The 13,955-nt window shown below is 42.1% G+C and carries 9 protein-coding genes, 2 pseudogenes and 1 riboswitch; of the genes and pseudogenes, 5 read left to right on the top strand and 6 right to left on the bottom strand.

Annotated elements, in window-relative coordinates:
• Positions 1-40: 40 nt before the first annotated feature.
• The 5 genes and pseudogenes from DXA15_RS16345 to DXA15_RS16325 all read left to right on the top strand — a co-directional run bounded on the left by DXA15_RS16345 (position 41) and on the right by DXA15_RS16325 (position 6,554).
• A pseudogene (locus DXA15_RS16345) lies at positions 41-1,647 on the top strand (SusD/RagB family nutrient-binding outer membrane lipoprotein).
• Positions 1,648-1,784: 137 nt separating this feature from the next.
• A riboswitch (TPP riboswitch) is annotated at positions 1,785-1,900 on the top strand.
• A 63-nt stretch (positions 1,901-1,963) separates the two neighbouring features.
• A complete protein-coding gene (locus tag DXA15_RS16340) occupies positions 1,964-4,165 on the top strand; it encodes a TonB-dependent receptor (protein WP_128134721.1) in 2,202 nt (733 codons plus the stop codon).
• Positions 4,166-4,178: 13 nt separating this feature from the next.
• Positions 4,179-4,772: a nicotinamide riboside transporter PnuC gene (pnuC, locus tag DXA15_RS16335; protein ID WP_128134720.1), complete on the top strand. Its 594-nt coding sequence runs from the start codon at positions 4,179-4,181 to the stop codon at positions 4,770-4,772.
• 60 nt (positions 4,773-4,832) lie between these two features.
• Positions 4,833-5,894: a YhcG family protein gene (locus tag DXA15_RS16330; protein ID WP_128134719.1), complete on the top strand. Its 1,062-nt coding sequence runs from the start codon at positions 4,833-4,835 to the stop codon at positions 5,892-5,894.
• A 25-nt stretch (positions 5,895-5,919) separates the two neighbouring features.
• Positions 5,920-6,554 (top strand): annotated as a pseudogene (locus DXA15_RS16325) (thiamine diphosphokinase).
• Between the two features lie 112 nt (positions 6,555-6,666).
• Here DXA15_RS16325 and DXA15_RS16320 read toward each other — a convergent pair.
• From DXA15_RS16320 to DXA15_RS16295, 6 genes are all read right to left on the bottom strand, one after another.
• Positions 6,667-7,035, bottom strand: a complete 369-nt coding sequence (locus tag DXA15_RS16320; RefSeq protein WP_233567359.1) for a hypothetical protein — start codon at positions 7,033-7,035, stop codon at positions 6,667-6,669.
• 57 nt (positions 7,036-7,092) lie between these two features.
• Positions 7,093-8,580: a DUF3868 domain-containing protein gene (locus DXA15_RS16315; RefSeq protein WP_128134718.1), complete on the bottom strand. Its 1,488-nt coding sequence runs from the start codon at positions 8,578-8,580 to the stop codon at positions 7,093-7,095.
• 8 nt (positions 8,581-8,588) lie between these two features.
• Positions 8,589-9,146 (bottom strand): DUF3575 domain-containing protein, encoded by a 558-nt coding sequence (locus DXA15_RS16310; RefSeq protein ID WP_128134717.1) that lies wholly within the window; start codon positions 9,144-9,146, stop codon positions 8,589-8,591.
• A gap of 410 nt (positions 9,147-9,556) precedes the next feature.
• A complete protein-coding gene (locus DXA15_RS16305) occupies positions 9,557-9,799 on the bottom strand; it encodes a DUF6722 family protein (protein ID WP_128134716.1) in 243 nt (80 codons plus the stop codon).
• A gap of 126 nt (positions 9,800-9,925) precedes the next feature.
• Complete coding sequence (locus DXA15_RS16300) at positions 9,926-10,378, bottom strand: DsbA family protein (RefSeq protein WP_128134715.1); 453 nt, start codon at positions 10,376-10,378, stop codon at positions 9,926-9,928.
• 613 nt (positions 10,379-10,991) lie between these two features.
• Complete coding sequence (locus tag DXA15_RS16295; protein ID WP_128134714.1) at positions 10,992-13,880, bottom strand: DUF4906 domain-containing protein; 2,889 nt, start codon at positions 13,878-13,880, stop codon at positions 10,992-10,994.
• Between the last annotated feature and the right edge of the window lie 75 nt (positions 13,881-13,955).

The following is a 13,955-nucleotide window of genomic DNA, read 5'->3' as shown; positions in this document are numbered from 1 at the left end:
TTGACGAAAAATAATATAGAATATTAAAATTGAAAGATTTATGAAAAAAATATATGCACTCGCACTTGGATGTGCTGCCCTTCTGGCAACGTCTTCCTGTAGTGACGACAAATTCACGGATCAATATCAGGACCCGTCAAAGACACAGACGGTATCATGCCCGGCCTTGATGGTTGGGGTATGGCAAGCCTCTAATACATGGATGAATCCAGTCTATTACAGATATTATGTATCTTCCACTACTTCCGGTCTCTTCTCTGGAATAATCGGTCATACAAACAGTAAAGACCGTTTTGCCGGTACCGGTCAGGGGTATTTCAACGAACGTTGGAGAAACTTTTACAACACTGTCACCCAGTATAGGGTATTGGAAACCGAATTCAATAACCTTCCGGAAGAAGAAAAAGAAGACTATCGTATCTTCTATCTGCTGGGACGTACAGTAATGGAAGAGCAACTTTATGAAGTTTGTTCCGCCTGGGGTGGAGTACCATTCTCTGAAGCCGGCACATTATGGGCAACAGGAGACGTAGAAGCTTCCAAACCCAAATACGATTCGGATATCGACTTGTATAAAATGATCCTGAGCGACCTGGACGAAGTCAACACATACCTCAACGGACGTTCGCTTACAGCCAATGCCAGTACTTACCTGAATGCAGAAGACTATGTGAACAACGGTGACATCACCTTATGGCGTAAATATGTGAATTCCCTGCGTTTACGTGTAGCTACTCACCTGGCTTCTAACGGCGACCTGGTAAGTGAGGCACGTGCTGCGATTAAAACGATGTTGGAAAATCCCGGTACTTATCCGATGGTAGATCTAAACTCTGATAATATCACAGTGACACAAACCGACGATGACCAGTTCGATTTTGACCGTGACCTGCAAAACGCAATCGAGAATTCAACTTACAACCGCATGTCCGGTCCAATGCAACGTGCACTGAATGCCAACACCAATAATCCGGACCCACGTTTGGAAGTCTTGTATGACAGCAACTGGAATAACGAATATATCGGCCTCGATCCGTCTGAAACACTCACGGAACAGGAAACGAATATGAGTATCTCTACGCATGGTACGGCTAAATATTACGCAGCCCTGGATACATCGACCTTCACCCGTAACCCCGGATTCCCGGGACTCTGGATGACAGCAGCCGAAGTTGCTTCATGAAGGCGGAAGCCTATGCCAACAACTGGGCTACCGGTAATGCCAAGAGCGAATATATCAACGGTATAAAACTTTCCACTGAATTCTATTTCGATTTGAATTCAACCGGTACCTATCGTGACGCGCTGACACCTCCTTCTACGGCTGTAGTAGAGGCATATGCCGAAACACAATGGGATGCCAGTAACCCGCAGAAGAGCATCCTAACACAGCGCTGGATCCATCACGGTGCCATTCAGGAATATGAAGCATGGAACGTTGTCCGCCGTACCGGATATCCGGAAATCTATTTCAAACGCGACCCGCAGTCTGTCGCAACTCCGCTTCCTCTGGACCGCATCCAGTATCCGTCTGACGAAAAGGACTATAACTCAGCCAACCTGAATGCCCATCTGGGAGGTAAGGAAGACAGCTGGTACGCTCCTTTGAACTGGATGAAGAGCAATTGGTACACCACTATTGAATAACAAATAAACAGAGAGATATCCACAGTAAATAATTACAACATAATTGATGGAAAATTGTGGAGTCGAAACCGCCCCGAAGTGATTCGCGGCGGTTTTTTCCATTTGTACAATTCCCTGACTTTCCCTATCTTTGCTCCCCGAATACAAAGGGGTGCTTGCCACGTACCGATACAGTACGTGCCGCAGGCTGAGATTATACCCATATTACCTGATACGGATAATGCCGGCGAAGGGAATTGTAAAACATGGTATACTTCTTCACACAACACACCTCTCCTATTCATTTATCAGGTTTTTAAACATTAAGGTAAAAAGGATGAAAAGTGTATTGATTATTTGTGCCGGATCTCTGGCAACATTCGCAGCAGCGGGAAACCGTCCCGACCCTGTCGATTCTCTCAAAATTTCACGTGACTTATCACTGGACGAAGTAGTCGTCACCGCCACTAAAGTAGCCAAAGGTACTCCGGTGGCTTACAGCGAAGTATCCAAAGACGAACTCAGCCGTAAAAACGACGGCCAGGGTATCCCCTACCTCATCTCCCAATCCCCCTCCGTCATCATGACTTCGGACGCCGGGACAGGTATCGGCTATTCGGGCTTCCGTATCCGCGGCACAGACGCCAACCGCATCAACATCACGGTCAACGGCGTACCGGTCAACGACTCCGAGTCGCACACCGTTTTCTGGGCCAACATGTCCGATTTCGCATCTTCCGTCGATAACATACAGATACAACGGGGAGCCGGGACATCGACCAACGGAGCCGCCGCCTTCGGTGCCACCGTCGCCATGCAAACGCAAAAGCCGGACCTGAAACCGTATGCCGAATACAGCCTTTCGGCAGGTTCGTTCGGAACCGTCAAAAACTCAGTCAAAATAGGAACCGGGGTACTCCGGGATCATTTTGTTTTCGACGCCCGCTACTCCAACGTCCAAAGCGACGGATACATCGACCGGGCGACAGCCAATATGCACTCTTATTTCGGTTCTGCCACCTATTACGGCGATAACACCCTGATCCGCTTCCAGACATTCGGCAATATAGAGAAAACGTATCAGGCCTGGAACGGTGTCCCTTCCATTTACCTGGACAGCGACCGGACCTATAACCCTTGCGGAGAATATGAAGAGAACGGCGTTAAAAAATTCTACGACAACCAGACAGACAATTACCGGCAGCAAAACTACCACCTGATGGCAAGCCAGCGACTGAGCGACCTGTGGAATATGAACCTGACTCTCCATTACACACATGGAGAAGGATATTACGAAGACTATAAGCCTAATGAAGAATTTACAAAATATAAACTCCCCGAGTCTTATATCAACGGGAAAGGCGACACAATCGTCAGTTCCGACCTCGTCCGCCGCAAATGGCTGGACAACGACTTTTACGGTGTCGTTTACAGTGCGAACTATCGCTCCGAACGTCTCCAGATAAGCTTCGGTTCAGCTGTCAATAAATATGTAGGCGACCATTTCGGTCGTGTCATGTGGGTCAAAAATGCAGAAGCACTCCCCTCGCCTGACTACGAATATTACCGTAACAGAGGGAACAAACTGGATTATAACTTTTACGTAAAGGGTAACTACCGGTTCCACCCCTACCTGAACGGATACCTCGACCTACAATACCGCGGCATCCACTATACGATCAAAGGAAGCGACGACAATACCGGTAAGGAAATCTACGTCAACAAATACTGGAACTTCTTCAACCCGAAAGCCGGTATCAATTTCCAGAAAGGCGGTCATAATGCTTTCGTCTCTTTCTCCGTCGCCAACCGTGAACCCAATCGCGACAATTTTACGGAAGCCGCGGCCAACGAACGTCCTTCCCACGAAACACTCTACGACTACGAAGTCGGTTACAGCTTCGGCAACCAGCGTTTCCGCGTCGGAGCCAATCTTTATTTTATGGACTACAACAACCAATTGATCCTGAGCGGAAAAATCAGCGAAATCGGTGAAGCATTGACCAGCAATATCAAAGACAGCTACCGCATGGGAATTGAACTGACCGGAGGCGTAAGTATCACCCACTGGCTGGACTGGAACGGAAACGTCACCCTGAGCCGCAACAAAATAAAGAATTTCACTCATTATATAGATGACTTCGATAACGGAGGCCAGGCAAGCCAATATCTAGGCACAACCGACATCGCCTTCTCTCCCGGTATCATCGCCAACAGCATGTTCGATTTCAACCTGAAAGGATTCTCCGCCAGCTTCAACTCACAGTTTGTAGGCCGTCAATACATCGACAATACCTCCACCAAAGACCGTTCCATCGATCCCTATTTCGTGAACAGCCTGCGTATCGGATACGTTTTCAAACCGAAGTTTGTCAAGGAGATCGGCGTCGACGTCACCATCAACAACCTCTTCAACGAGAAATATGAAACAAACGCCTGGGTATATACCTACATCAGCAAAGGTGTCGTCAACAAAGACGACGGTTATTTCACCCAAGCCGGCACAAACGCCATGGCCAGAGTAACAATCAGGTTCTAGAAAAATATAAATTATGGAGCAACTATTAGAATATTTCGGTGTCATTACAGGTTTTCTCTACCTGTTATTAGAGATCAGGCAGCATAAAGCGATGTGGGTGGTAGGCTTCCTCACCTCCCTGGTCTACGTATTTGTCTTTTTCTTCTCAAAGATATATGCCGATATGGGACTGAATATCTACTATGTTGCCATCAGCATTTACGGTTTCAAAAAATGGACCTGCACGAAAAAAAGCGTCACCGAAGAGAAAGTTTCCGATGACCCGATTTTCTACCGTCATATCACCTGGCCGTATATAGCAGGGATAGCTTCCGCTATCCTCGCTATATACGCCCTATTATATTACGTACTCCATAACTTCACAGACTCCCCCATCCCGATGGGCGACGCCTTCACCACCTCCGTCGGCATCGTAGCCACCTGGATGCTGGCCCGCCGTATCATCGAACACTGGATCTTCTGGGTAATCGTCAATTGCATATCCGTTTATCTTTATTACCTCCGTGGCCTCTATCCAACCATGTTTTTGTACATTTGCTACGCAATATTGGCCATCGTCGGATATTTCACCTGGAAAAAGAAAGGAATAAATAAAGAACGGATATGAAATGTTGAAAATAAACTCTACATTTGTGAGGTATTACAAACTTATAAAAAACAAAACCTTATGAATGTAATTCTTAAATCTGACATTGAATACAAGCAATGGCTCACCGATCTTAAATTCCGTATACGAAACAGCCAAATCAAAGCGGCTCTGAAAGTTAATGCAGAATTAATCAATCTATATTGGGAACTTGGAAAGGAAATTGTTTCCAAACAGGAACAATCACAGTGGGGGGATGGCTTGATAAAACAATTAAGTTCAGATCTACAGCAGGAATTTCCTAATATGAAAGGTTTCTCTATCAGCAATATCAAATACATAAAACAATGGTATCTGTTTTATTATAAAGACATTACAATTGGCCAACAAGTTGTTGGCCAATTAGAAAATATATTTAATATTCAAGAGTTAGTATCCCAAATCCCTTGGGGCCATAATCTTCGTATTATTGCTCAATGCAAATCCACAGAAGAAGCTATGTTCTATATCCATAAAACCATCGAATATAGCTGGAGCCGCAGTATTCTGGATCAACCCATCAAACAACAAGACTACCAACGAACAAGGCATTCCGTATCAAATTTTTCCCGCTTATTACCAACAGTCCAGAGTGACCTGGCCCAGGAATTACTAAAAGATCCTTACAATTTCGATTTTCTTACACTTACAGATAGCTATAAAGAACGCGAACTGGAAAATGCCTTAACCGACAATATCACGAAATTTTTAATTGAGTTAGGAGCCGGTTTTGCATACGTTGGCCGCCAGATACCTTTAAAAGTAGGTAATAAAGAATTTTATCTGGATTTACTCTTTTATCATCTGAAATTACGGTGTTATATTGTTATCGAGTTGAAAGCAACCGATTTCATACCAGAATATACCGGCAAATTAAGTTTTTACCTGACTGCAGTAAATGATTTATTGAAACACCCAGCAGATAATCCGTCAATAGGTCTGTTGATATGTAAAAATAAAGATAGCTTTATTGCCGAATATTCATTGAAAGGAATTAGTCAGCCCATCGGCGTCTCGGAATACGAACTAACTCGCCTATGCCCGGAAGATTTCAAGGGAAGCCTGCCTTCAATAGAAGAAATTGAAGCTGAATTAAAAGAATAAAGTTTAAAGAAAGGAATAAATACAAATGGAAACATTATATGATTGTGTAGTAGTGGCTAACGGCAGTTTTCCGCAAACAGCGGGGCCGTTGGAATTATTAAAAGCAACACCCGTCATCATTGCCTGCGACGGGGCCGTGCAGAACCTTCATGAAAGGGGATTGGTCCCGTCGGCCATTGTCGGCGACCTGGACAGTATTCCTCCGGAAATGCTCCGGCTATATGCCGACCGTATCCATACCGTGGAAGATCAGGAGATAAACGACCTAACCAAGGCTGTACGCTTCGCCCACGCTTCCGGTTACCGGAAAGTACTGATTCTCGGAGCTACGGGACTTCGCGAAGACCATACGCTCGGAAACATCTCCCTGCTGACAGACTTTGCCCCTCTATTCGAAGTCGTGGAAATGCTCTCCGATTACGGTCGCTTCATCCCCGTCCTCCGGACAACAACGCTACCATGCACACCCGGCCAGCAAATATCCATCTTTTCCATGTATCCCTGCGGAGAAATAACCACCGAGGCCTCCGATGGCCCATCACCCGACGCCGCCTGACATCCTGGTGGCAAGGCTCCCTCAACGAAGCCCTGGAAACCGAGTTTACCCTCACCTTATCCCCCGATGCCCGATTAATCGTCTATTTCCAGTCCCCCGCATAATTTTCAATTAAAAAAAAATGCCCCGGAAGGATAACCACTCACTTCCGGGGACTTAATACACCCTCAATTTTACAACTTAGTATACTTAACCGAAGCCTCACGGCTTCACCTTTTATGCTGGTAATTGATTCAGCTGACAAGCCTTCCATTCGGGGAAGCCATCGATCTGATCGTTCAACTGAAATAAGAGCTTGTCGTCAGCCACTTGTTTCAAAATAGTCTTCGGAGCAAGAGGCAAACGCATGTCGTCCACTTCAAAAAAAGCTTTCAACAGAATCACGTCATATCCGTCACGAACTATTTCCTTCTTTATTACAACCGGCACTTTCAACTGAGCCAGATAATAAGCGGAACGTTCATAGGCGCACCATTTATTTCCTTCCAGATACAGATGCACTCCGTTCTGGTTGTCAATCTCGTTTACTAAAACGTATTCGACTTGTGCAGCATGTTCCATATTATTATTTTTATGCTTTTCCATAAATCATTCTGATGCAAAAATAGACTCTATTTATTACAATTCCACACGGTATACATATCAATTATGCATGTTGAAACTATCAAATAAAGCATTGTCATCTCTTTTCTTCTGTAATTCTCTCAAATTAGCTGCTGCGTCTATCACACCGGCTTCTTTTGCCTGTTTCAGCAAAGTTTCCGCCCCGTCAAGATCACCTTCAATTAATTTTATAACGCCACGGGCATGGATTGCTTCAGCCGAATTACCTGCTTTCGACAGATATTTTTTAGCGGATTCGTAATCGCCTTTTCCTATAGAGATATTAGCAGCATTCAGATTAGCCACCGGATCAGAACTGTACATGCGTACAGCAATTTCAAATACATCGTTATATTCCTTGCTTCCCGTTTCATAGCTGTTGGCTACGGCAAACATTTCACTCAGACTCAACTGTTGCGGACGGGTCTTGATAATCTCACGACCTTCTTCTACCGTAAACTCACGGACCGTATAGTCGATACGATATTCCGAACGGCGCAACGACGGGAAGATATTTTTCAATACATAGCTGAAAGCAGATCCGCCTTTCAAAGCACGCAGTTTAGTCTCTTTCTGGTCGGGCTGCAAATCACTGTTGATAATGCTAAGCACTTCATCGCGTGCCGGCATATCATAGTCTGCCTCTGCCTGCGCTTTGAAACCGGCCCAGTCTTCAGGTTCGTTTTCCAGCGTGAAGAAACTCTGCGGGAAATCATTCTTCGAACGGATATAATCGCGCAATGCCTTCACACGATTATCCGACAAACGGTCGTTGGAAGCATACGAACCTTCCGGCGAAGCATAACCTTTCAATATAATACCCTTCGGAGTGATATTCTTGTCCGACGTTACCGAACGGATCGTACTGTTGATCTTATCCAATTCAGACGCATTATTACGGAAGTCAGGCAAGATCTGCGATTTACCCACCTGGAAATCCAGATAAGCCGTTCCCACTTCGGCACGATGTTTCTCTGTTTCAGCCTCCGGCGAGATATATGCCAGTGTCGGCTGCACTTTATATCGTTCCGTCGGTGCCATACGGATCTTATCGGCGATCAGCAACGGACCCACTGCTTCTTCTTTTCCACATCCGCACAGATCCTGTGCCAATACAAAACGGGCATCTTTCATCCACGGTTCCCAGGCGATCGTCATTTTGTAAGGGATCACATGTTCCGAAGCATCACTGGCACGAAGCACCTGATAACGCGGTTCATCCTGCAAATTCTTCAACGCCACTTCGCGTTTATAGACTTTTGCACGGTTCTTCCCGTTCAGCAAGATGGAAGGAAGTCCTTCTTTCTGGTCTGCACTTTCCAACAGCGGAGTCAATGTCAATGACTTACGCGATTCGATCAGGTCACCCTTCACCCGGATTGTTGCATCGATATAAAGTGAATCCCCTTTCTGCATCAGGTCGTTGCAAGCGACACTGATCGGACTGTTTCCCGTTTGCGCTCCTGTTGGAACCGCACCGGCCACCAACAAAGCGGCTACAATATAGATATTCTTTCTGTTTTTCATTGTCCCGATCATTTAAAGAAATAAATAAAGGAAAGAGCTGCTTTTGTCACGCCGAAATAATCCTTGGTACGGCTTTTCTCGATAGAGCCGCAAACAGCACACGGATACTTGTCGTCCTCCAGATGTGCCCAACCCACACCGATCACAGCTTCCATACTCCACCGGTTACTCAGCAACCACTGATAACCATACGACAGACCTGCTCCATACAGATGTCCCTGATAACGGTTATTTTCCATATTTTCACCCAAAATCTTCAGACCGCCCACATTATAATCGGCATAATGAGCATGCACACCGAAGAAATGTCCGTTAAATTTCTCGCACAGCCAATAACGTGCTTCCGGCTGTACCAGCCAATGTTTAAAACGAGCTTCGTCTCCCAGCATCCAGCCGTTATAGTTACCGGACAAATCCAGTGACCACTTTTTGCTCAATCCGACCTCTACTCCCAGGTTAATGGTAGCAGTAGCATCGTAAAGCAAGTTAGACTTCACCGCAAACTTCTGTCCATAGACATTCGTCATACCTGCCAAAAGCAAAAAGAGGAAAAGTACTTTTTTCATATACATTATTATTATAATTTCATTTACCCTGCAAATCTAATTAAAAAGAAAGATTTTCAACGTTTACAAAAGTAGTTATTTACTTTATTCCCAATAATAGGCAAGTCTTTCAAGTTGATAGGGTGTTTCTACCAAATTAGCCGGTTTTGATAGAAACACCACCTGAGCTCTCATTTTCGGATAGGATTGCCGATAGATAGCAGTTGAAAAAGGCATAAAGAAACTCCGGGAAATATCCTGTTACAGATACTTCCCGGAGTTTCTTATAGTTTATCTATTCTATATAAGAGAAAATTCCGTTACAAATTCTCAAGCCATTTTTTGCCGGGCTTGGTATAAAGCCAAGCTAAAAAAGCACCGGCAACAACACAACCTATTGTAAAAAATAATGCTAGTCCGTTCATATCATTTCACTTTAATATTTTATTTCCAATATACGCTAATATATATGTTTGCAAAATTCCTACACAAATCATATACCAACTCATAGGATCTGCCATGTCTTTCTGTAAAACTAACATTTCACCTAAAACAATAGCAGCAAACGTCAGTTTAGCCAAGTCATAGAAGAATTTACTCAGATTCTCTCTACGAGATCTGTCCCTTTCCCGTCCTTCTTTCTTTACTTCCTGCTGTTTTTCCCAATTGCTCATACTGCAAATATGGTGATTTTTTTCGAATAGGAATGTATGAGACACATAAATATTTACTAAAACAAAACAGGCACGACCCCGTTATCCGGTTCGTGCCTGCTTTGTTAATCAGAGAAAGAATTGTGCCTATTCGATTTCCGGACGGTCGGAACCACCGCCTTCGCCACTGCCCGAACCGGTTTCATCAGTTTTGGGGATTTCGAACTTCTGGATGCTTACTTCGCTCAGCATGTCCTTGAAATAAGAACCCGGAGTAAAGATGATTTTACGATGACGCAAAGTTTCCGCATTCACAGCCTCTTCCGTATCCTGGCTCTTACTACCAAAAGCTGGACGGAACGTCCCAAAATCACCCAGCTTCACCGACAAATGATTTTCCAGATTCCACATGATCGCATCGATCAGACCGTCGGTCACCATTTTCACTACGCCGCGAGGCGCCATACCAACCTTGGTTACCTGATCGCAAAGAGCGGAATAACCTACTGTACCTGCCATCAACGGACGGGCTACATACTTCACTGTCTTGGTTTTATCAAACCCGAAAACAGTTTTCTTAACTACATACTTTAATGCCATACTATTATTGTTTTATGATTACGAAACAAAGGTACAGCAGGCCGTTCCGATGAAAACGGGATAGAGCGGTTTAGAGCGGAATAAGAAGGTTTAAATAGGAATAAATCGGTTTACTGCCATATATGTTCCTAATCGCAACCGTTTTTTCATCCAAACACCGTCAGACCTTTGTTTCTCGATGATGTTACAAAGATAAGACACCGGTCAGGGGCCAAAGGAACCTACGGAAGGATACGGGAACATTCGGGCACTTTTTTCTTGAAAAAGACATAAAAACCCGAAAACAGTTTTCTTTATTACATACTTTAATGCCATACTATTTTGTTTTAAATGATTATGAAACAAAGGTACGGCGGGAGGTTATGGCCTTGAAGACCTATGTGTTTTCACGTGACGAAACGACACTTTTTTTCATTTAATTGCATTTCTGTTCAGTCAATTGGAGTATTCTAGTTGAACAAAAGTAGAGAACTAAAAATAAAAACGTCAGAAAATATGCAGTCTATTGTAATATCCATAAAAAACTGTGTCAGCAAAATGGAAACCGACTTCCTTTTTACTGACACAGTTTAAATTACAACCTTTTTATTAATCGCAACCTGCTATATATATTTTACTTTACATCTTTCACACAACGGATATATAAAAGAGGATTAGCATATTTTGGATTCCCAGGACTTGTTAATTGTAAAATATTTTCATAAAACATATAAACACGATTCTCCGTAAAAGCATAACTTGTCCATGAATACACCGTTTTATTTCCGGTCTTTTCTGCACGTATCAACATCTGTAACTCCCTTTGGTTAGGTACCCTCCAACCCTCTGAGTCTCCATCCTCTGAATAATATTTACATGGAGAATTACCTAATCTCATATTAGTTGTTAAATCAGTACGTGTTATCTGACTTTGAGTTTTATCTTTCCACACCTCTTGTTCCTCATCCTTATAAAAACGATAATAAGTTTTTTTCCTCCAGCCATAGCCTGTAGTGAATTTTTGGGTGTAATCTGGCGAATATCCTGTTGGTCCCTCCCCTTGTTCAAAATACCCTGATTTATTTTCATGAGTTTCACCTCCGGTAGCATAAACTCTTTTATTCTCTGAACTTAAAACTTTAACTGTAAAATTGGGTACAACATCTTTCGCAAACTTAAATTTTTTATAGGGAGCATTAGCACCATTAAAGTCAGTATGAACATGCTCATCCAACTCTCCCTCCAAATACTGTTCCCGAATTGATTGACTATTCATATTTGACATATCAAATACTAAATTGTTCTCAGAATAATATTGATCCGGATAAGTACCTGCAGCTTCTTGTTCACTAGACATGCCTAAATTGCGGATGCAACGAATAGATCTCCCATAATCACGACCTGTGTCAGATCCATCATTATCATTTCCAAACGAAGACCCTTCTTCTGCCCACAAAATACGTTTTTTGTTACTTGCATAAAAATGATCATAATCCCCGTTCTTCTGATAAAGAGCGAAACCATTCGGCAACCCGAATGTCCCCATCCAAATATCCATATACTGATAAATAGCAGGCAAATACCATTTCATTTCATCTTTACTAATTTTGGTATCACCATTTTCATCCCTATTACGAGACATACATGCTGCATAAGCTTTTTTTAATTCAGAACTAAAATCCGCCCCATTAGCATACCAATCTTTACCTATTAACTGTGTTTCTGCTAATAAATTGGCATATCCATTATTCATATTATCCCCCTTGGTATTATTTCCATAATTATCAGCAGAGATAGGATCCGTCTCATTTATCCACTCAATACCCCAAGCTGTTTTTTTAGAATCTAAAGCATAGATCGTTTGTATTGATTTTTGGGAAATTGTATAACGAGCCTCTCTTAAAGAGCTGGAATGATTAGTATTATGAGTATAACTATCAATGTTACACATTATTTGCATAACACGTGGTTCAGTATTTACAAATTCTGTCCAGTTCTTACTTTTATAATAAAACTCATCAATAAAGCATGTAACTTTAAGTTCATTATTAAGATAATTTTTTTTCTCTTTAAGATACTCTGAGAATTTTTTCACATCCATTAATTTGAACTTATTACTCTCATTGGGATATCTTTGCTTATTATCTGAATACTGTCCGCTAAATTTTTCATTTACCATAAAATGAATCCACTGCCAATTTTCAGCATAATCATCATTTTCCTCTTTTGCGTCTGAGAGTTTAATATATCCTGTTGTAAATGGTGTTTTAACCAAGAAATCCGTGCCATATGCATCTATATCTTTTATATTAAAAGTATATACACTACTTTCATAGTGGGCATCATAATTATCAACTTCACCTTCGACATAAGTCACATCACTATCCGCTCTATGATAAGGACTCTTTTCTTTCACTTCTGTTATAATTTCATCAACACCTGCTACCTGAATATTATATACATAAATCTTATTTCTTTTACTCTTATAATCTCCTAAATCAGTGGAATTCTTATCAGACCCCATACCTAAGCTTATGAAATATGTTACATTAGCATCGACCTTTGCAGGATTCTGATACCCCTCTCTCTTTCCTGTGCCAACAAAATGTCCTTTCAACTCAACATAAGTTGCATTTGACGGACGCTTGTCTGCTGCTTCGCGAATATTTTTATCTGAAATATCAGTAGAGGACTGCAAGTTTTCCAACATAGCAAATTCAAATGTATTATTAACAAATCGCTGACTGACTGAAGTAGGAAAATAATCTGAAGATTCTGAAGATGAACTCCCCCCCTTATACAGAGAAGATGTCACAGGTACATTAACAATTTTCCACGAAATTGGTTCAAACGAATCTACTTTATCACCAATTTTGCTTATAGAAAATGTTATATTCGAAAACAAACGAATTAATTTAATTGAACCATCGATTGTTTTGCCATTATCATCTTTAATAACAGTTTGTCCACCATCGTTTAAGTCAATAGAAACAAGTTCTGCTTCTTCCGGTTCGTTTGTTGCTTCTTTACCACTTGTATAATAGCCGGACGCAAGAAAAGAATTACCAGTAAAAGAAACGATATTATCTTTTAAAGAGACTGGTATTGTTGCTAAATCACTTTCTTCAGCAATATTATCTAATGAACTCTTGAGACTTTGAGTTGCATCGCTTTTTAGATTGGCTATACCATAAATGCGTCGTTTACCTGTCGTTGTCTGAAAAGAAATAGAGCCTGACAATCCACTCAAATGTTCAAAATACCCCTTATTTTCACTTGTTACAGGAACACGTGTTCCGTTTTCATCAAAAAGGAGTACATACAAATCAGATACACGACCTTCTGTCAAAGCACTCTTCGTCTGTATTATTTCCGGATCACCTGTGGCAAAAGATAAAGATAAATTAACAGCACGTCCTTCTTCCACATCTGTGGAAGATTTAATTGCTTGTTCATCTACACAAGCAGATAATAAAAATATACCCGCTAATAAACTTAATACATGCAAACTATATTTTTTCATACAATCAACTTTTTATAATTATTACCCTATTCTCTCTATTAATTAAATTCAGGAACATTGATATTTTCTCTACCC

The sequence above is a fragment of the Parabacteroides sp. AM58-2XD genome (assembly GCF_003463685.1).
Lineage (GTDB): Bacteria > Bacteroidota > Bacteroidia > Bacteroidales > Tannerellaceae > Parabacteroides > Parabacteroides segnis.
Note: the sequence above shows the minus strand (reverse complement) of the source record. Positions and strands in the feature narration are given on the sequence as shown.

Bases quoted from the DNA above. Each gene is read 5' to 3' on its own strand.
- DXA15_RS16310 (WP_128134717.1), bottom strand. From the start codon at position 9,146: ATGAAAAAAGTACTTTTCCTCTTTTTGCTTTTGGCAGGTATGACGAAT.
- DXA15_RS16315 (WP_128134718.1), bottom strand. From the start codon at position 8,580: ATGAAAAACAGAAAGAATATCTATATTGTAGCCGCTTTGTTGGTGGCC.
- DXA15_RS16300 (WP_128134715.1), bottom strand. From the start codon at position 10,378: ATGGCATTAAAGTATGTAGTTAAGAAAACTGTTTTCGGGTTTGATAAA.
- pnuC (WP_128134720.1), top strand. From the start codon at position 4,179: ATGGAGCAACTATTAGAATATTTCGGTGTCATTACAGGTTTTCTCTAC.
- DXA15_RS16295 (WP_128134714.1), bottom strand. From the start codon at position 13,880: ATGAAAAAATATAGTTTGCATGTATTAAGTTTATTAGCGGGTATATTT.
- DXA15_RS16340 (WP_128134721.1), top strand. From the start codon at position 1,964: ATGAAAAGTGTATTGATTATTTGTGCCGGATCTCTGGCAACATTCGCA.
- DXA15_RS16330 (WP_128134719.1), top strand. From the start codon at position 4,833: ATGAATGTAATTCTTAAATCTGACATTGAATACAAGCAATGGCTCACC.
- DXA15_RS16305 (WP_128134716.1), bottom strand. From the start codon at position 9,799: ATGAGCAATTGGGAAAAACAGCAGGAAGTAAAGAAAGAAGGACGGGAA.
- DXA15_RS16320 (WP_233567359.1), bottom strand. From the start codon at position 7,035: ATGGAAAAGCATAAAAATAATAATATGGAACATGCTGCACAAGTCGAA.